The organism is Jannaschia sp. S6380 (assembly GCF_023015695.1).
Lineage (GTDB): Bacteria > Pseudomonadota > Alphaproteobacteria > Rhodobacterales > Rhodobacteraceae > Jannaschia.
Window position 1 is genome coordinate 257262 of the sequence record NZ_JALKAS010000002.1, and the last position, 17088, is coordinate 274349.

Below are 17088 nucleotides of genomic sequence, written 5' to 3' on the forward strand. Positions count from 1 at the left end.
CGCCACCCGACCCCGGAGGCTTCGATGACCCAGTATCCGCACCTGCTCGCCCCGCTCGACCTCGGTCATGTGACGCTGAAGAACCGCGTCCTGATGGGGTCCATGCACACGAACCTGGAGGAGACGAAGGACTGGAACCGGGTCGCGGAATTCTACGCCACCCGCGCCCGGGGCGGCGTCGCGCTGATGGTCACGGGCGGCATGGCGCCCAGCCGCGAGGGCGGGGTGTTTCCGGGCGCCGCGGGCCTGTTCACCGACCAGGACATCGCCAACCACCGCATCGTCACCGACCGCGTGCACGATGCGGGCGGCCTGATCGCGATGCAGATCCTGCATGCCGGGCGCTATGCCTACGGCCCTGAATGCGTGGCGCCCAGCCCGATCAAGTCGCCGATCTCGCCATTTCCGCCGAAGGAGCTGGACGCAGGCGGGATCGAGAAGCAGATCGCGGATTTCGTCACCGCCACGGTCAGGGCGCGCGAGGCCGGGTATGACGGCGTGGAGATCATGGGGTCGGAGGGGTATTTCCTGAACCAGTTCCTGGTGACCCATACCAACAAGCGCACCGACGAATGGGGTGGCAGCTACGAGAACCGGATGCGGCTGCCGGTGGAGGTCGTGCGCCGGTGCCGCGAGGCCGTGGGCCCGGACTTCATCATCATCTACCGCCTGTCGATGATCGATCTGATCCCCAATGGGTCCACCCATGCCGAGGTCGTGCAACTGGCCCACGCGGTCGAGGAGGCGGGCGCCACGATGATCAACACCGGCATCGGCTGGCACGAGGCGCGGATCCCCACGATCGCCACGTCGGTTCCCCGCGCGGCCTTCGCCTGGGTCACGAAGAAGCTGCGCGGCAAGGTCGGCATCCCTCTGATCACGTCGAACCGGATCAATACGCCCGAGGTCGGCGACCGGGTCCTGGCCGAAGGTTGCGCCGACATGGTGTCGATGGCGCGCCCGTTCCTGGCCGACCCCGACTTCGTCGCCAAGGCCATGGCCGGCAAGGCGGCGGAAATCGCGCCATGCATCGCCTGCAACCAGGCCTGCCTGGATCACACCTTCGGCGGCAAGATCAGCTCCTGCCTCGTCAACCCGCGCGCCTGCCACGAGACGGAGCTGGTCGTCGCCCCGACGGACGTGCCCAAATCCATCGCCGTGGTGGGTGCCGGACCGGCGGGCCTGTCGACCGCGATCACCGCAGCCGAGCGGGGGCACCGTGTCACGTTGTTCGACCGGGCGGCGAAGGTCGGGGGGCAACTGAACATGGCCAAGGTCATCCCGGGCAAGGAGGAGTTCATCGGCTTCGTCGAATGGTACGAACACATGCTCGACGTCCACGGGGTGGAGGTGCGGCTGAACATCGAAGTCACGCCCGAGACGCTGGCCGGGTTCGACGAGGTCGTCATCGCCACCGGCGTCACCCCCCGGGATCCGCAGATCGAGGGGCAGGACGATGCGAAGGTCGTCAGCTATATCGACGTGCTGCGCGGCGGGGCCCGGGTCGGCGCCCGCGTCGCGGTCGTCGGCGCGGGCGGGATCGGGTTCGACGTGTCGGACTATCTGGTCCATGACGGCCATTCCGCGACCGAGAACCTGCCCGAATGGCTGACCGACTGGGGCGTCGCCGACCCCGAGGCCCATCGCGGCGGCCTGGCCCCCGAAGGGCCGCAGCCGGGCAAGCCCGCGCGTCGGGTCACGCTTCTGCAACGCAAAGCCGAGGCGCCGGGCAAGCGGCTGGGCAAGACCACCGGCTGGATCCACCGCGCGGCGCTGCGGATGAAGGACGTCAAGATGATCGGCGGCGTGAATTACGAGCGCGTCACCCAGGACGGTTTGCTGATCAGCCATGGCGAGACGCGCGAGAACCCGACCGTGATCGAGGCGGACACGATCGTCCTCTGCGCGGGGCAGTTGCCGGATCGCGGGCTGGCCGATGCGCTGGCGGCGAAGGGGATCGCGGCGCATGTCATCGGCGGGGCCGACGTGGCCGCGGAACTCGACGCCAAGCGCGCCATCGATCAGGGCACGCGGCTGGCCGCCACGCTCTGACGGCGGTTCAGATCGGCGGCAGGCCCCGGCGACGGAACCCGACCACCGGCCCGCGCGACAAAAACGGCGCATAGATCAGGCCGCTTTCGGACATGGTGTCGAAGATGCGGCCGATCACCGTGTCCGGATAGCGTTTGGGGTGCAACTCCATCAGTACGGCCTGCACGTGGTCGGGCCAAGGGGCGTCGAAGAGGTCCGCCTCGGCGCCTTCGATATCCATGATGACGACGGCGGGGCGATATTCGGCCAGAAGGTCCGGCAGCCGCAGAACGGGGACCTCGATCTCGGGTCCGCGCCCGGTGCCGTCGGCGATGGCGGAGGCCCAGAAGGCGGGCGACTGGCGAAAGGCCAGCGTGGCCCCCGCATCATGGCCGCCCACGGCGCCATGCAGGACCGTTGCGGCGGCGTTGCCGTTCAGGCGAAGGTTGCGTCGGATCACCGGCAAAAGGTCGGGATTCGCCTCGACGGTCACGACGTTGGCCGGACCGGCGGCCATCGCGCAGACATTCGTCACGAACCCCGCCCCTGTGCCCAGTTCCAGCACCCTGTTGCCGGCCTGCACGAGCCGCCGGGCCGACGCGGCTTCGAACTTCTCATAATCGCCGGACTCGAGCCGTCTTCGAATGCTGGACGTGAGCAGCGCGCGCGGCACGTCGAGGCGGATGCCCCCGATCTCGAATCTCGCCACTCGACGGCTCCCCGTTCTTCGGGGAAACTCTAGAAACGGCGAACCCGGTGCACAACCGCAAGGCAGGAGGATCCGATGACGAACCCCGACGTCAGCAGTTTTTTCGACGAGGCCACGAACGCCGTTTGCCACATCGTGGCGGACCCCGGATCGGATGCCTGCGCCATCGTCGACTCAATCCTCGATTTCGACATGGCATCGGGCGAGATCGCGACCACCTCGGCCGATGCGGTCCTGGCCGAGGTCGCGCGCCGAAAGCTGCGCGTGGAATGGGTGCTGGAGACGCATGTCCATGCCGACCACCTGTCGGCCATGCCCTACATCGCCGAGAAGACCGGCGCGAAGATGGGGATCGGCGCCCGCATCGACGAGGTGCAGCGCGTCTTCGGCAAGGTCTTCAACGCCGGCACCGATTTCCAGATGGACGGCAGCCAGTTCGACGTCCTCTTCGCCGATGGGGACAGCTTCGATATCGGCGGGTTGCGGGCAAGGGTGATCCACACGCCAGGCCACACGCCGGCTTGCGTGACCTACGTGATCGGCGACGCGGCCTTCGTGGGCGACACGCTGTTCATGCCGGATTACGGCACGGCACGCTGCGACTTTCCGGGCGGTTCGGCGGAGCAGCTTTATGACAGCATCCAGAGGGTGCTGGCCCTGCCCGACGAGACGCGGCTGTTCCTTTGCCACGACTACAAGGCGCCCGGGCGCGACGAATTTCGATGGGAGACGACGGTGGCCGCCGAGAAGGCCGGAAACGTCCATGTCGGCGGCGGACGCAGCCAGGCGGAGTTCGTGGCCTTCCGGACCGAGCGGGACGCGAAGCTCGGCATGCCGAAGCTGATCATTCCCTCGATCCAGGTGAACATGCGGGCGGGGCAACTGCCGCCGCCCGAAGAGGATGGCGAGACCTACCTGAAGGTCCCGATCGGTCGCATGAGGCGGCTTTGACGGTGCCCTCGGGCATGGCCGCTTGACGCCCTTCGCCCGAACGCTCTAAGCCCCCGCCTTCGCGTCGCATCGCAGGGAGGTCGCCATGGCAGGGGCACGCCAGACGCTGGGCGTCGATTTCGGCACGTCGAATTCGGCCGCCGGCTATCTCCGGGATGGTCAACCCCATCTCGTACGGATGGCGTCGGGTCAGACGTCGCTTCCGACCACGTTCTTCTTCGCCTTCGACACGCGGCGGACGCTTATGGGGGTGCCGGCGAACCAGGCCCTGCTGGAGGGGGCGGAGGGGCGGTTCATGCGGGCGCTCAAGCGCGTGCTGGGCACGTCGCTCATGCACGAGACGCGCCAGATCCTGAACGAGCGGGTGACCTTCGTCGACATCATCGGGCGGTTCCTCGCAGTGATGAAGGCCCGCGCCGAGGCCGAGGCGGGCGTGACCTTCGACCGGGTCCTGTCCGGGCGCCCGGTCTTCTTTCACGGCGCGAACGATCCGCGCGAGGCCCGGGCCGAGGACGACCTGCGCGCCTGCTACCTGGCCGCGGGGTTTCGGGACGTGGCCTTCATGCCCGAGCCCGAGGCGGCCGCCATCGCCAGCGGCGCCCTGGAGCAGCCGGGGGAGATCGGCCTCATCGTCGATATCGGCGGCGGCACCTCGGATTTCTCATTGTTCCGGTCGATCGGGACGGGCGTGGAGATCCTGGCCAGCCACGGGGTCCGTCTCGGCGGCACGGATTTCGACCGCGCGATCAGCATCGACCGGGTGATGCCGCTCTTCGGCAAGGGCATGCAGCTCCGCAAGGCGCTGGGGCAGGGCCGGGTGACCGCGCCGAACGCGATCTTCAACGATCTGGCCACGTGGGAGAAGATCCCCTTCCTCTATACGCCGCAGAACCGCCGCATGGTCGCCGAAATGGCGCGGCTGGCCGAGGAGCCGGTCCGGATGGAACGGCTCGCCACCGTACTTCGGGACGAGCTGGGCCATGACGTCGCCTTTGCGGTGGAGCGCGGCAAGATCGAGGCCAACGACCGCGACGGGCAGGCCCGCATCGTCCTGGACGAGGTGGAGACGGGACTGTCCGCACCCCTGACGGCGGAGGTCTTGGCCGAAATCCTGCAAGGGCCCGCGCGCGAACTTCTGGGCGCCGCGCAGGAGGTGCTGCGCCTTGGGGGCATTGATGCCGCGCGGGTCGACCGCGTGATCTATGTCGGCGGGTCCAGCCTGATGTCGATGGTCTCGGGCGCGATGCGCGCGACCTTTCCCGGCGCGGTGCATTCCTTCTCCGACGTCTTCACCGCCGTCGCCCGGGGCCTGGTCCGGGCGACGGCGGATCCCTAGGCGCGCGTCAGTTCGACAGGCCGCGGCGTTGCATCTCGACCGGAATGTTGAACAGGCTGCTGCCCAGCGACGCGCCGGTTTGCATGTCACCCAGGATCACCGTCGTCTGCGAGCCGGTATCGTCGGTGATGACCCATTGGCGCAGGGTGGTGGGGCTCGGCGTGAAGACCAGCTGGATATTGCCGTATTCCGGGTGCGCCGGGTCCTGAAGTGTCACTGAGGTCTGCGTCGCGTCGCCGCCGTGGCGCACCAGCATTCCCGACCGGCCAAGATCGACATTGTTCGCCAGGATCAGGCTGAGCGGGGTCTGCGACAGCGGGTACTGCTCGGGCGGGGTGTTCGAGACCGCGTCGAACACCGCCACCTGCCCGCCACCGGCGATCACCAGACCCTTGTTCGGCGCATCGTAGTCGAAGCGCGCCTTGTTCGGGCGACTGATCGAAAGGTCGCCCGTCGAGATCGAGCCATCGGCGTTGATCTGCGTGAACTCGGACTTGGCGGTGCGGAAGCTGTTGAGGTAGCGGCTGATCTCGCCCACCGAAATCTGGGCCGAGGCAGGCATGGCGAGGGCGATCAACGTCGCGGCGAGGGTCAGGATACGCATCTGTGCGGGTCTTTCTGCAATGGTCGTTCGGGGGACATATAGGCAGCGTTGCCGGGAATGCCCCCCGATATCCAATGACCGACCCCTGTCAGGCGGTTCCCTGCATCACCCGTTCGGGTCGGGCAGCAGGATGTCGCGCTTGCCGACGTGGTTCGCAGGCGTGACGGCCCCGTTCTCCTCCATCTGCTCCACCAGGCGGGCGGCCTTGTTGTAGCCGATGCCGAGCTTGCGCTGGATGTAGGAGGTGGAGCACTTGCGGTCGTTCGCCACGATGGCGAGCGCCTGGTCGTAGAGCGCGTCCTCGCCGCCCGTATTGCCGCCCGTCAGGCCCAGGACGGCATCGATATCCGTCGCCGTGTCGTCGTTCGGGCCATCCAGCACGCTGGCGGCATAGTCCGGCGGGCCGAAGGACTTGAGGTGGTTGACGATCTCCTCGACCTCCTCGTCCGAGCAGAAGGGGCCGTGGATGCGGGTGATCTTGGAGCCGCCGGCCATGTAGAGCATGTCGCCCATGCCCAGAAGCTGCTCGGCGCCCATCTCGCCCAGGATCGTGCGGCTGTCGATCTTCGACGTCACGTGGAAGCTGATCCGGGTGGGGAAGTTCGCCTTGATCGTGCCGGTGATGACGTCGACCGACGGGCGCTGCGTCGCCATGACCAGATGGATGCCGGAGGCGCGCGCCATCTGCGCCAGACGCTGGATGCAGGCCTCGATCTCCTTGCCGGCGACCATCATCAGATCGGCCATCTCGTCGACGATGACGACGATGTAGGGCAGCTTCTCGGGCACCGTCTCCTCGGTCTCGAAGATCGGCTCGCCGGTGTCGTCGTCGAAACCGGTCTGGACGGTGCGGCTGAACATCTCGCCCTTTGACAGGGCATCCTTCACCCGGCCGTTGTAGCCGCTGATGTTGCGCACGCCCATGCGCGACATCTTGCGATAGCGTTCCTCCATCTCGCCCACGACCCATTTCAGAGCCACGACCGCCTTCTTGGGGTCGGTAACGACGGGCGACAGAAGGTGCGGGATGCCGTCATAGACGCTGAGTTCCAGCATCTTCGGATCGATCATGATCATGCGGCAGTCTTCGGGCGGCAACTTGTAGAGCAGCGACAGGATCATCGTATTGATCGCCACCGACTTGCCCGATCCGGTCGTGCCCGCGATCAGCAGGTGCGGCATCTTGGCCAGGTTCGCGACCACAGGTGCGCCGCCGATATCCTTGCCGAGTGCCAGCGGCAGTTCCTGGCCAGTGTCGCCGAAGTCGCGGGCGGACAGGATCTCGCGCAGAACGACCTTCTCGCGCCGCTCGTTGGGCAGCTCTATCCCGATCACGCTGCGGCCGGGCACGGTCGAGACGCGGGCGCTGAGCGCCGACATCGACCGCGCGATGTCGTCGGCCAGGCCGATGACCCGGCTGGCCTTCAGACCGGCGGCAGGCTCCAGCTCGTACATCGTGACGACCGGGCCGGGTCGGACCGACACGATCTCGCCCTTGACGCCATAGTCGTCGAGGACGCTTTCCAGCATCCGTGCGTTCTCCTCCAGCGCCTCGTCCGACAGGTGGTGGCGCTCGACCGTGTCCGGGTCGGTCAGCAGCCCGAGGGGGGGCATCTCGTACGCCGTGGTGCCCTCCTCGAACTGCAGGGTCGGCTGGGCCTCGGCGCGGGCCTGCCGGGACGGGGCGGCGGGCTTGGCGGGCGCCTGCACGACCTTGCGCGAAATGGCCTGGCGGGGAAGCGGCGCGACGTCCTCCTCCTCGATCAGGGCGTCCTGGTCCAGGTCGGGGGCGGCCATCGCTTCGGGCATCGGGTCGGGCGCGGTCTGGGGGCCCGACGGCATGGCCTGGGCCGCCGTCAGGACGGGCTCGGCCCGCGGCGCCGGCACAACCTGCGCGCCGGGGGCGAGGGCTTGGCTGATGGTCGCGCGGCGCACCCGCGTGCGCACGGCATTGGCGATGCGCGCGCGGACACGATCGTCGTCGGGGGCATCGTCCTCTTCCCATGCGGCATCTTCCGTGTCAGACAGATCGGACATGCCGCGGCTGGGCAGCCATGACATCAGGCCGCGGCGGCTCGTCTCCTCGACCTCGGGGTCCTCTTCGGCATTCGCCTGGCGGGCCGACCGGCGTTCGCGCAACGCCCGCGCGCCCTTGCGCGTGCCCTGCGCGGCCCCGCGCGCGGCGCTGCCGGTGGCCAGGCGGACGAGGTGCAGCGCGTTGCCCAGGCCCTTGAGGAAGAACACTACCACCTTGGCGAGGTCCTCGCGGGTGAAGCCCAGGACCCAGGCCCCCGACAACGCGGCGCAGACGGCGATCAGCAGTGCAAGGACCTTCAGGCCGATGCTGGCATGGATCGGCAGGATCGACAGGAGCGCACCCATGGCGGTGTCGCCGAACAGGCCGCCCAGACCGAAATCATGGCTCCACCCCGCGCCCGGCACGAACGAGGCCGACCAGAGCGACAGGATCAGCACCCAGCCCGGCACGAAGAGCGCGCGGGGCAGGGCGCGTTCCGACCCGCCATGGAGCGCGAAGCGCAGGCCCCAGACGATCAGTCCGGCGGCAAGCCCGAACGCGCCGTAACCCAGGATCAGGTAGAGCGGCGCGGCCAGCGAGGCGCCGGGCACGCCCAGCCAATTGTGCGGGCGCGCGTCCGTCGCGGCCAGCCAGCTCGGGTCGTCGGGATGGTAGGTGGCCAGCATGACCGCCGCCGCCAGTCCGAGCAGCGCCATCAGGACGCCCAGCCCCTCGCGGCCCCGGCGGGCCAGGCTGATCTGCATATTCGAGTCCAGAAGGGGATCGCGTTGCCGCACCTGATAGGCCATTCGGGCTCCTCTTACCTGTACAGGCCGTCGCGCAGCCGTGTCAGGCCCTCGACGGTCTCTTCGAGCGGGCCGACAAGGGCCGCACGGATATGGTTTGCGCCGGGATTGCCGGCGGATGTGTCGCGGGCGAGATAGGCGCCGGGCAGGACCTTGACGCCCTGTTCCCGCCAGAGCGCGACCGTGGCCGCCTCACCGTCGCCACGCGCCTCGGGCACGGGCAGCCACAGGAAGAACCCGGCCTCCGGGATATGGTCCGGGCCCAGGATCGCGGCCGCGGCGCGGAACTTCTCGGCATAAAGGGCGCGGTTCGCCTCGACATGGGCGTCCTCGCTCCAGGCCCGGGCGGCCGCCATCTGCAACGGAAGCGGCAGCGGCGCGCCGGCATAGTTCCGCAATTGCTTCATGCGCGCGATGGTCTGCGGGCCGGAAACAGCGAAGCCCGACCGCAGCCCTGCAAGGTTCGACCGCTTGGAAAGCGAGTGGAACGCCACGACCCACTCCGGGTCCGCGCCGGTCTGGCGCACGGCCTCGAGGATGCCGGTGGGCGGGGCGCCGCGATAGATCTCGGCATAGCATTCGTCGGCCAGGATCCGGAATTCATGTCGCTCGGCCAAGGCCAGAAGGTCCGTCCAATAGGCCATCGAGGCGGTGGAACCCTGCGGATTGGCGGGGGAGCAGACATAGACGAGCGCGGTACGGTCAAGGACGCCGCTGTCCACCGAGGCGAAATCCGGAAGGTGCCCGGTCTCGGCCGTCGCGTTCACATAGACCGGCTCGGCCCCGACCGACAGCGAGGCAACGGCATAGACCTGATAGAACGGATTGGGCGTCAGGATTGCGGGCCGTCCGCCGGCCTTCGTCTCGGGGCAGAGCGCCATCGACGCGTTGTAGAGACCTTCGCGCGTGCCATTCAGGGCGAGGATCCGCGTCTCGGGATCGGCATCGAAGCCATAACGGCGACGCAGCCACCCCGCGCAGGCCGACAGAAGCTGCGGATGGCCGTCATTGGGCGGATAGGACATGAAACCGGCGGCGTGTTCGGCCACAACGGGCCCCACGAAGTCGGGGGGCGCATGGCGCGGATCGCCGATGGTCATCTGTATGGGCTCGGCCCCCGGCGGCAGGTCGCCGAGCAACGTCCGCAGGCGCGGAAACGCGTATTCGGGCAGTTCGGAGAACCGCTGCGGAAAATTCATGCCTGTGCCTCGATACGGATGCTCTGCCGGCCCCGTTTCCACCACGATAGCAAAGGGGTGCCGGCGGGGTCCAACGAAAAGGGGCGCGCGCGGGGCCGGGTGTGGCTTTCGCGCCAGACCGTCAGCCTAGGGCACGCTCCATGGCCGCGCCCAGTCGCAGCAGGCGGTGTTCGTGCATCGGCGGCGCCAGCGCCATCACGCCGCACATCGGGACGCCGGTGGGCAGCGTCAGGCCGCACAGTCCCAGGACGTTGCCGACGCGCGTGTTGCGCAGCGCCATCAGGTTCTCGGCCACGTAATACTCCTCGTCCGTCAGCAGCCGATCGGCCTCAGGCGGCAGGATGGCCGAGGTCGGCAGGATGACGGCGTCGTATTCCGCCGTTGCGGCCAGGTACTCGGCCTCGGCGGCGCGCCGCTTGCGATGCGCGTCCAGCACGTCGCGGGCGGACGCGTCGCGGCCACTGCGAAACCGCTCCAGGATCCGGTCGAACATCAGATGCGGCGCGGCCTCGATCTCCGCGTGCCAGATCGCGTAACCCTCGGGCGCGAAGAGGAGCGGGGTCAGATCCATCGCCCGGCCGACCGCCGCGATCTCGGCGCGTTCGATCGTCGCACCGGCGGCGCGGAACCGCTCGACGGCGTGGGCGAATGCGGCGCGGGGGGCGTCGTGGCTGCTGTCGGCATAGTCGGCCAGGACCAGCAGGCGTCGTCCCTCCAGCGTCGCGCCCGTCAGGTCGGGGGCGGGGCGGCCTTCGATCAGGCCGAGCCCGAGGGCCGTATCCTCGACCGTGCGCGCAAGCGGGCCGATCGTGTCCATGCTCTCGACCAGGGGGACGGCGCCGGTGGTGTCGACGCGCCCCAACGATGTCTTCAGCCCTACCAGGTCGTTCCACGCGGCCGGGTTGCGGACCGATCCGCCGGTGTCGGACCCGATCGCCAGCGGCGCGAGGCCGAACGCCACCGACGCCGCCGCCCCCGAGGAAGACCCGCCGGGGACGAGGTTCGCGTCATGCACGTTCGGCGGCGTCGCCGTCTTGGGGTTCAGGCCCAGTCCGGAAAAGGCCAGTTCGCTCATATGCGTCTTGCCCAGACAGATCGATCCGCCGGCGGTCGCCGTCGCCAGGACGGCCGCGTCGTCCTGCGGCACGCGCCCCTTCAGAAGCGCCGTTCCCGCCTCGGTCGCGACGCCGGCGGTGTCGAATAGGTCCTTCCAACTGACCGGTACGCCGTCGAGCGGTCCGCGACGCAGGCCGGCTTTCGCGCGGGCACTGGCGGTGCGGGCTTCGGCACGGGCGCGGTCCACCGTGAGGCGGGCGAAGATGCGGTCGCGGGCCGGGTGCGCGTCGATCGCCGCGAGGAACGCCTCGCAGAGCGCCTCGGGGTCGATCTCGCCGCGGGCGATGCCGCGACCGAGATCGCCCGCACCCGCCCAGAGCCATTCCTGCATGCCCGTCTCCGTCACGTTCCGCCGTTCCGGCGCAGGCTAGGGGCCCGGCGATGGTTGGACAATGGGGCGCGGGCGATCATATGTCTGCGCATGGACACCGATGCCCTCATCGTCGGCGGCGGCCTGACCGGCCCGCTCACCGCGCTTGCGCTCGCCCGGACGGGCCTGTCGAGCATCGTGCTCGACACGCGCCCCCGGGCCGTGTTCGACGACCGTTTCGACGGGCGCGCCTATGCGATTGCGCTGGGATCCGTCCGTGTGTTGCGGGCGCTGGACCTGTGGAACGGGCTGGCGGACCATGCGCAGCCGATCACGGCGATCCGCGCCAGCGATGGCCGGGCGGGCGAGGGGGCCTCGCCCCTGCACCTGGCCTTCGATGCCAGCGAGATCGGCGAGACGGCGATGGGCCACATGATCGAGGATCGGCACCTGCGCCCCGCCCTTCTGGCCGCCTGCGATGCCGAGGATCGGATCGACCTGCGCTTCGACGCACCGGTCACGGATCAGGCGGCCGACGGGGGCCGGGTGTCGGTGACGACGCCGTCGGGCCCGCTGGCGGGGCGTATCCTGCTGGGCTGCGACGGGCGCGACAGCGGGGTGGCTGCGCGCGCGGGCCTGCACCGCGTCGGACGCGACTATCGACAGACGGCGCTGGTCTGCGCGGTGGAGCACGACCTGCCCCATCGCGGGATCGCGCATCAGTTCTTCATGCCGCCGGGGCCGCTCGCGATCCTGCCCCTCCGCGGCAACCGGTCCAGCATCGTCTGGACCGAGGCGCCGGACGTCGCCGCCGACCTGCACGCGCTGCCCGATCCACAATATCTCGATGTGCTGCGACCGCGTTTCGGCAGTTTCCTGGGCGATATCAGGCTCGCCGGGGCGCGGCATTCCTATCCGCTGGCGCTGGGACTGGCGCAATCCTTCGTCGCCGATCGCGTGGCGCTGCTGGGAGATGCGGCGCATGGCATCCACCCGATCGCGGGGCAGGGCCTGAACCTCGGCGTCAAGGACGTGGCCGCGCTGGCGCATGTCGTCGGGCATGCCCGCGCGCGGGGCGAGGACGTGGGCGCCCCCGATGTGCTGGCCCGCTATCAGCGGTGGCGGCGCTTCGATACCGGCGCGATGGGCCTGGCGACAGACGCCGTGAACCGACTGTTCTCGAACGACAATCCGATCCTGCGGCTGGGGCGCGACCTCGGGATGGGGGCGATATCGGCAATGCCCGGCCTGCGCCGGCGCTTCATCCGCGAAGCCGCGGGCATCTCGGGCGACCTGCCCGACCTGATGCGCGGCTGACCGTCAGTCGAGGGCGCGCGCCTCGTCGACCAGCATGATCGGGATGCCGCCACGGATCGGATAGGCCAGACCCGCGGCCCGGGACACCAGCTCCTGACGTTCGGCGTCATAGGTCAGTGTGCCCTGGGTGCGCGGGCAGACCAACGCCTCGAGCATGCGGCGGTCGTGGGTCGGCTCTTCTGTCACTGCAGCGCCTCCTCGCCCGCCCCGCCGCGCAGGGCGAACTCCATCAGCGTGACCACGGTCTCGCGCCGCGTGGCCAGCGACGGCGCCTCCAGCAGGGCCTGCTTCTCCTCGGGGTCGAAAGGACACAGCATCGACAACGAGTCGATCAGCAGTTCCTCGTCGGCGTCCTTGAGATTGTCCCAGTCGGTCGACAGGTCCTGGCTGTCGAAATACCGGTGCAGAAGATCCAGGAAGGCGGGGCGGTCGAACCCGGCATCGACCTCGGCCTTGCCAAGGTCGCGGTCGTATCCGTCCCAGCTCACATCCGCCTGCAGGTAAGGCTGAAAGCCCGAGATCTCGCGCAGGATGCGGTATCGACTGACCCCGGACAACGTGATCATGTAGCGGCGGTCCTCGGTCTCGCTCAGCTGCGTGATGCGCCCGGCGCAACCGATGGTCTGCAACGCGCGCCCGTCGCCGGACGCCTGATCGCGCGGCTGGACCATCCCGATCAACCGATGCTCGGTCTTCAGGCTGTCGTCGATCATCTGCAGGTAGCGTGGTTCGAATATGTGCAGCGGCAGCCGCGCACGGGGCAGCAGCAGCGCACCCGGCAGCGGAAAGACGGGGATCGTCCGTGGAAGGTCGGCCGCGCGGTACATGATTTTGAGATAGGGCGCGCGTCCCGACATGAAACCCTGTCAGGCGAAGATCATCGAGGACAGCCGTCGCCGCCCGGCGAGGACCGCGGGATCCTTCGGGCCCGCCGCGTCGAAGATCGTGAACAGCTGGCTGCGCGCGGCGCCGTCGTTCCAGTCGCGATCGCGGCGGAACAACTCCAGCAGGGTCTCGATGGCCCCTTCGGTGTCACCTGACGCCTGAAGCGCGGCTGCCAGGTCGAACCGCGCCTGGTGGTCCTCCGGATCCGCATCGACCGCCGCGCGCAGATCGGCGACGGGACCGGCATCGGCGGACTGGCGTGCAAGGGCCAACTGCGCCCGCGCCGCCTCGACCTCGGTCGCACCGGCGATGGCGGCGGGGGCCTGGTCCAGCAGCGCCTGGGCCTGGTCCAGTTCGCCCAGGGCCACATGCGCGCGGACGAGACCGCCATAGGCCGCGGCGTTCTCCGGCTCCTCGCCCAGGATCGCGGCGAATGTCTGGGCCGCGTCCACGGCGGCGCCTTCGGACAGCATCTCGTCGGCGGCGGCGATGGCCTCGGCCAGACCGTCATCTTCCTCGCCGCCCAGGGCGGCCGTGCGCTTGACGAACTCCTGCACCTCGTTCTGGCTGACGGCGCCCTGGAACCCGTCGACCGGCTGACCCTGCCAGAAGGCATAGACCGTGGGGATCGACTGGATGCGCAGCTGCGCGGCGATCTGCTGGGCCTGGTCGACATCGACCTTGGCCATGCGCACCTTGCCCTTGGCGGCGGTCACCGCCGCCTCAAGCTGCGGGCCCAGGGTCTTGCACGGGCCGCACCAAGGCGCCCAGAAATCCACGATGACGGGTGTGGTCATCGACGCCTCGACGACCTCGGCCATGAAGGTGGCTTCGGTGACGTCGCGGATCAGGTCGGCGGGGGCGGCGTCGGGCTTGGCTTGGCCGAATTCGAGCATGGGCGACTCCTGCGGGATACGGTAGGTCGGGTCGTTGCTGATCTAGGGGCGCGGGCCCGGCGGAGCAAGCGGGCCGTGCCCGCGGCAGCCCGGTCGCCCAGGTCCTACAGGTCGAAACGCGCCAGGACGGGCGCGTGGTCCGATGGCTTCTCCCAGCCGCGGATGTGGCGCAGGATGCGGCTGGAATGCGCCGCGCCGGCGATATCGGGCGTGGCCCAGACGTGATCGAGCCGCCGGCCCTTGTCGGCCGCATCCCAGTCGCGGGCCCGGTAGGACCACCAACTGTAGAGCGGGCCGTCGGGAATGTCCTTCCGGGTCACGTCGACCCAGGCGCCGGAGTCCTGCGTCTGGGCGAGGGCCTCGACCTCCACCGGGGTGTGGCTGACGACCTTGAGGAGCTGCTTGTGCGACCAGACGTCGTCTTCGCGAGGGGCGATGTTCAGATCGCCCACCAAGATGGACCGCGCCGGGCGGTCGGCATGGAACGCGTCGCGCATCGAGGTCAGGTAGTCGAGCTTCTGTCCGAACTTCTCGTTGATCTCGCGGTCCGGGATATCGCCGCCGGCGGGGACGTAGAAATTGTGGATCACCACGCCGTTCTCCAGCCGTCCCGCGATGTGCCGGGCGTGGCCGAGATTCGCATGGTCATGGGCCGAAACCTCCGTGATGGGCAGCTTCGACAGGATCGCCACACCGTTGTAGCCCTTCTGTCCGCGCGCGACCATATGGGTGTAGCCAAGGCTATCGAACTGTTCGCGCGGAATCTTTTCGACCGGGGACTTGCATTCCTGCAGGCACAGGACGTCCGGTTCCTCCTCGCGCAGAAAGCGCAGAACCAGGTCTTCGCGCAGGCGGACCGAGTTGATGTTCCAGGTGGCGAGGGTGAAAGGCATGCGCGCTCCGACGTTCGGGATTCGCAGGCTTTTAGCATGGCCACCGGATGCGCACCCCCCGTACGCGCGCCGCGCCGACGATTTTCGATACGCCTCGCGCCGCCTGCCGCCCCGGGCGTGTCGGCGCCCGCCGCGCCATGGGGCCGGACGTCCATGTCGGGATGTCGTCTGGAAGGGGTTCCGAAGGTCAGGTTAATGCCTGAGGCGGTACGGGTTGCGAAGACAGACGCGGCACCTGCGCGACGGACGCCGTGGGGATCGCGAACGTGACGCGCTGCTACCATGGTCGGAGGTTCGATGCCGGCGAGGGTCCGTGACGCGTCGTCGACCGGCGGGCGCGATCCGGGCAGGCAGGCGACCCTTATCCGGGAGCGTAGCTAGAGCCGTTCGGCCAGGAAGTCGCGGAACGGCATCAACGCCTCGACCCGGTCGGTGAGGGCGGCGACCAGCCCGTCGCCCGTGTCGCGCCACCCCGGCGGAAGCGGCATGCCGAGAGCCAGCGACTTGCGGCGCATCAACTCAGCATGGGGGTGGTCGGGGGAATAGGGCCGGGGCACGCGTTTCAGCGGCGCGGGCCCGATCTGCGCCAGATGGCCGCCGCTGTCGTCGATGATCGCGGCCAATCGGTCGCCCCAGCGGTCGACCATGGTGCGGTATCGGGTCAGCGCGTCCTTGTCGAAACCGGGCGTCCCGCAACCGACGAATGTGTCCTCGGGCCGGATACCGAAATAGAAGGCCGGCGCCAGGTCATCGGCATCCGCAGTCGTCCAGGTCATCGCCAGCATGGTCTTGTAGGGCGCCTTGTCCTTGGAAAAGCGCACGTCGCGATGGATGCGGAACAGTTTGGGGATATGGGCGTCGCCGGTGATGCGGCTGATCTCCTCGGCCATGATCTCCGACAACAGCTTGGCCGGCGCCTCGATGTCGTCTTTCCAGCCCTGTTTGCGCGGCTCGAACCAGTCGCGGGAATTGTTCGCGGCAAGCTGGCCGTAGAAGGCTTGCGCACGGTCCAGAAATTCGGTGAAGCCATCGGTCATGCCATGCGCCTTCGTCCGGTCCGTGACCACGATAACGCAGAAGGGGACGCCATGTCCCGGACCCCCCGAAACGATCGCCGGTCGGCCGTCGAAGCGAGGGGCGTCGGGCCTCTGCGAAGGACGGAATGTCAAAGAAAACCCGGGCACGAAGCCCGGGCGAGTCCAACAGGGAGGTTGCATCGGAAGATCCGCCGATGCCCGGTGTGTTTTGAATCTAATGACAGACGAAAGTTAACGTAAGGTTAATCTGCGCCGCGGCAACAATCGCGATGTCCTGTGACATAGCGGTCACGCCATCAGTCGGTATCCCCCGCTTTCCGTGACGAGGAGCCGCGCGTTCGACGGATCGGGTTCGATCTTCTGACGCAGGCGGTAGATATGCGTCTCGAGCGTGTGGGTCGTCACGCCGGCGTTGTAGCCCCAGACCTCATGCAGCAGCACGTCGCGCGCGACAGTGCCGTCGCCCGCCCGGTAGAGGAACTTGAGGATGTTCGTCTCCTTCTCGGTCAGGCGGATCTTACGGTCGTCCTCAGTCACCAGCATCTTCATCGCCGGCTTGAACGTGTAGGGCCCCAGGCCGAACACCGCATCCTCGGATTGCTCATGGGTGCGCAGCTGGCTGCGGATGCGGGCCAGCAGGACGGGGAACTTGAACGGCTTGGAGATGTAGTCGTTCGCCCCGGCATCCAGCCCCAGGATCGTGTCGCTGTCGGTGTCATGGCCGGTCAGCATCACGATCGGGCACTTGACGCCCTGCTTGCGCATCAGGCGGCACAGCTCGCGCCCGTCGGTGTCCGGCAGGCCTACGTCGAGGACGATCAGATCGTAGAGCTGTTCCTTGGCGCGCGACATGCCGGTCGCGCCCGAGTCAGCCTCGAACACGTCGAAATCCTCGGTCATCACCAGTTGCTCGGCCAGCGCGTCGCGCAGATCGTCATCGTCATCTACCAGCAGGATCTTCTTGAGGTTCGCCATCGGGTC

General features: G+C 68.5%; 15 protein-coding genes. 4 read left to right on the forward strand and 11 right to left on the reverse strand.

All coding sequences use genetic code 11. The features are described from left to right. Positions 1 to 24 precede the first annotated feature (24 nt). Positions 25 to 2052 carry an NADPH-dependent 2,4-dienoyl-CoA reductase gene (locus MWU52_RS14285; RefSeq protein ID WP_246953383.1) on the forward strand — a complete coding sequence of 676 codons (2028 nt, stop codon included), beginning with the start codon at positions 25 to 27 and terminating at the stop codon, positions 2050 to 2052. A gap of 7 nt (positions 2053 to 2059) precedes the next feature. Here MWU52_RS14285 and MWU52_RS14290 read toward each other — a convergent pair whose 3' ends face one another. Beyond that, the gene (locus MWU52_RS14290) at positions 2060 to 2740 is read right to left on the reverse strand and encodes an FkbM family methyltransferase (RefSeq protein ID WP_246953385.1); all 681 of its coding nucleotides are present in this window, start codon (positions 2738 to 2740) and stop codon (positions 2060 to 2062) included. 75 nt (positions 2741 to 2815) lie between these two features. Here MWU52_RS14290 and MWU52_RS14295 point away from each other — a divergent pair, with 75 nt between their 5' ends. Both MWU52_RS14295 and MWU52_RS14300 read left to right on the forward strand, forming a co-directional pair. Beyond that, positions 2816 to 3691, forward strand: a complete 876-nt coding sequence (locus tag MWU52_RS14295; protein ID WP_246953387.1) for an MBL fold metallo-hydrolase — start codon at positions 2816 to 2818, stop codon at positions 3689 to 3691. 85 nt (positions 3692 to 3776) lie between these two features. Further along, positions 3777 to 5027 (forward strand): Hsp70 family protein, encoded by a 1251-nt coding sequence (locus MWU52_RS14300; RefSeq protein ID WP_246953389.1) that lies wholly within the window; start codon positions 3777 to 3779, stop codon positions 5025 to 5027. Positions 5028 to 5034: 7 nt separating this feature from the next. On the opposite strand, the gene MWU52_RS14305 is transcribed toward MWU52_RS14300, so the two are convergent. From MWU52_RS14305 to MWU52_RS14320, 4 genes are all read right to left on the reverse strand, one after another. Further along, the gene (locus MWU52_RS14305; protein WP_246953392.1) at positions 5035 to 5631 is read right to left on the reverse strand and encodes an outer membrane lipoprotein carrier protein LolA; all 597 of its coding nucleotides are present in this window, start codon (positions 5629 to 5631) and stop codon (positions 5035 to 5037) included. Positions 5632 to 5736: 105 nt separating this feature from the next. Then, positions 5737 to 8457 (reverse strand): DNA translocase FtsK, encoded by a 2721-nt coding sequence (locus tag MWU52_RS14310; protein ID WP_246953394.1) that lies wholly within the window; start codon positions 8455 to 8457, stop codon positions 5737 to 5739. An 11-nt stretch (positions 8458 to 8468) separates the two neighbouring features. Next, the gene (locus MWU52_RS14315; RefSeq protein ID WP_246953395.1) at positions 8469 to 9653 is read right to left on the reverse strand and encodes an aminotransferase class I/II-fold pyridoxal phosphate-dependent enzyme; all 1185 of its coding nucleotides are present in this window, start codon (positions 9651 to 9653) and stop codon (positions 8469 to 8471) included. A gap of 121 nt (positions 9654 to 9774) precedes the next feature. Further along, positions 9775 to 11100 (reverse strand): amidase, encoded by a 1326-nt coding sequence (locus MWU52_RS14320; RefSeq protein ID WP_246953397.1) that lies wholly within the window; start codon positions 11098 to 11100, stop codon positions 9775 to 9777. Positions 11101 to 11190: 90 nt separating this feature from the next. Here MWU52_RS14320 and MWU52_RS14325 point away from each other — a divergent pair, with 90 nt between their 5' ends. After that, entirely contained in the window at positions 11191 to 12396 is a 1206-nt protein-coding gene (locus MWU52_RS14325) for an FAD-dependent monooxygenase (protein WP_246953399.1), read from the forward strand. 3 nt (positions 12397 to 12399) lie between these two features. Here MWU52_RS14325 and MWU52_RS14330 read toward each other — a convergent pair whose 3' ends face one another. The 6 genes from MWU52_RS14330 to MWU52_RS14355 form a co-directional block, all read right to left on the reverse strand. Beyond that, a complete protein-coding gene (locus MWU52_RS14330) occupies positions 12400 to 12552 on the reverse strand; it encodes a Trm112 family protein (RefSeq protein WP_246954603.1) in 153 nt (50 codons plus the stop codon). A gap of 26 nt (positions 12553 to 12578) precedes the next feature. Further along, positions 12579 to 13223: an LON peptidase substrate-binding domain-containing protein gene (locus MWU52_RS14335; protein ID WP_246954606.1), complete on the reverse strand. Its 645-nt coding sequence runs from the start codon at positions 13221 to 13223 to the stop codon at positions 12579 to 12581. Positions 13224 to 13262: 39 nt separating this feature from the next. After that, a complete protein-coding gene (locus MWU52_RS14340; RefSeq protein ID WP_246953401.1) occupies positions 13263 to 14177 on the reverse strand; it encodes a co-chaperone YbbN in 915 nt (304 codons plus the stop codon). 104 nt (positions 14178 to 14281) lie between these two features. Continuing rightward, positions 14282 to 15070 carry an exodeoxyribonuclease III gene (gene xth / locus MWU52_RS14345; RefSeq protein WP_246953404.1) on the reverse strand — a complete coding sequence of 263 codons (789 nt, stop codon included), beginning with the start codon at positions 15068 to 15070 and terminating at the stop codon, positions 14282 to 14284. A gap of 377 nt (positions 15071 to 15447) precedes the next feature. Beyond that, a complete protein-coding gene (locus tag MWU52_RS14350; RefSeq protein WP_246953419.1) occupies positions 15448 to 16107 on the reverse strand; it encodes a DUF2461 domain-containing protein in 660 nt (219 codons plus the stop codon). 288 nt (positions 16108 to 16395) lie between these two features. Then, positions 16396 to 17082: a response regulator transcription factor gene (locus MWU52_RS14355; RefSeq protein ID WP_246953421.1), complete on the reverse strand. Its 687-nt coding sequence runs from the start codon at positions 17080 to 17082 to the stop codon at positions 16396 to 16398. Positions 17083 to 17088: the final 6 nt, after the last annotated feature.

Bases quoted from the DNA above. Each gene is read 5' to 3' on its own strand.
- MWU52_RS14340 (WP_246953401.1), bottom strand. From the start codon at position 14,177: ATGCTCGAATTCGGCCAAGCCAAGCCCGACGCCGCCCCCGCCGACCTG.
- MWU52_RS14350 (WP_246953419.1), bottom strand. From the start codon at position 16,107: ATGACCGATGGCTTCACCGAATTTCTGGACCGTGCGCAAGCCTTCTAC.
- MWU52_RS14310 (WP_246953394.1), bottom strand. From the start codon at position 8,457: ATGGCCTATCAGGTGCGGCAACGCGATCCCCTTCTGGACTCGAATATG.
- MWU52_RS14325 (WP_246953399.1), top strand. From the start codon at position 11,191: ATGGACACCGATGCCCTCATCGTCGGCGGCGGCCTGACCGGCCCGCTC.
- MWU52_RS14300 (WP_246953389.1), top strand. From the start codon at position 3,777: ATGGCAGGGGCACGCCAGACGCTGGGCGTCGATTTCGGCACGTCGAAT.
- MWU52_RS14295 (WP_246953387.1), top strand. From the start codon at position 2,816: ATGACGAACCCCGACGTCAGCAGTTTTTTCGACGAGGCCACGAACGCC.
- MWU52_RS14355 (WP_246953421.1), bottom strand. From the start codon at position 17,082: ATGGCGAACCTCAAGAAGATCCTGCTGGTAGATGACGATGACGATCTG.
- MWU52_RS14305 (WP_246953392.1), bottom strand. From the start codon at position 5,631: ATGCGTATCCTGACCCTCGCCGCGACGTTGATCGCCCTCGCCATGCCT.
- xth (WP_246953404.1), bottom strand. From the start codon at position 15,070: ATGCCTTTCACCCTCGCCACCTGGAACATCAACTCGGTCCGCCTGCGC.
- MWU52_RS14320 (WP_246953397.1), bottom strand. From the start codon at position 11,100: ATGCAGGAATGGCTCTGGGCGGGTGCGGGCGATCTCGGTCGCGGCATC.
- MWU52_RS14285 (WP_246953383.1), top strand. From the start codon at position 25: ATGACCCAGTATCCGCACCTGCTCGCCCCGCTCGACCTCGGTCATGTG.
- MWU52_RS14330 (WP_246954603.1), bottom strand. From the start codon at position 12,552: ATGCTCGAGGCGTTGGTCTGCCCGCGCACCCAGGGCACACTGACCTAT.
- MWU52_RS14315 (WP_246953395.1), bottom strand. From the start codon at position 9,653: ATGAATTTTCCGCAGCGGTTCTCCGAACTGCCCGAATACGCGTTTCCG.
- MWU52_RS14335 (WP_246954606.1), bottom strand. From the start codon at position 13,223: ATGTACCGCGCGGCCGACCTTCCACGGACGATCCCCGTCTTTCCGCTG.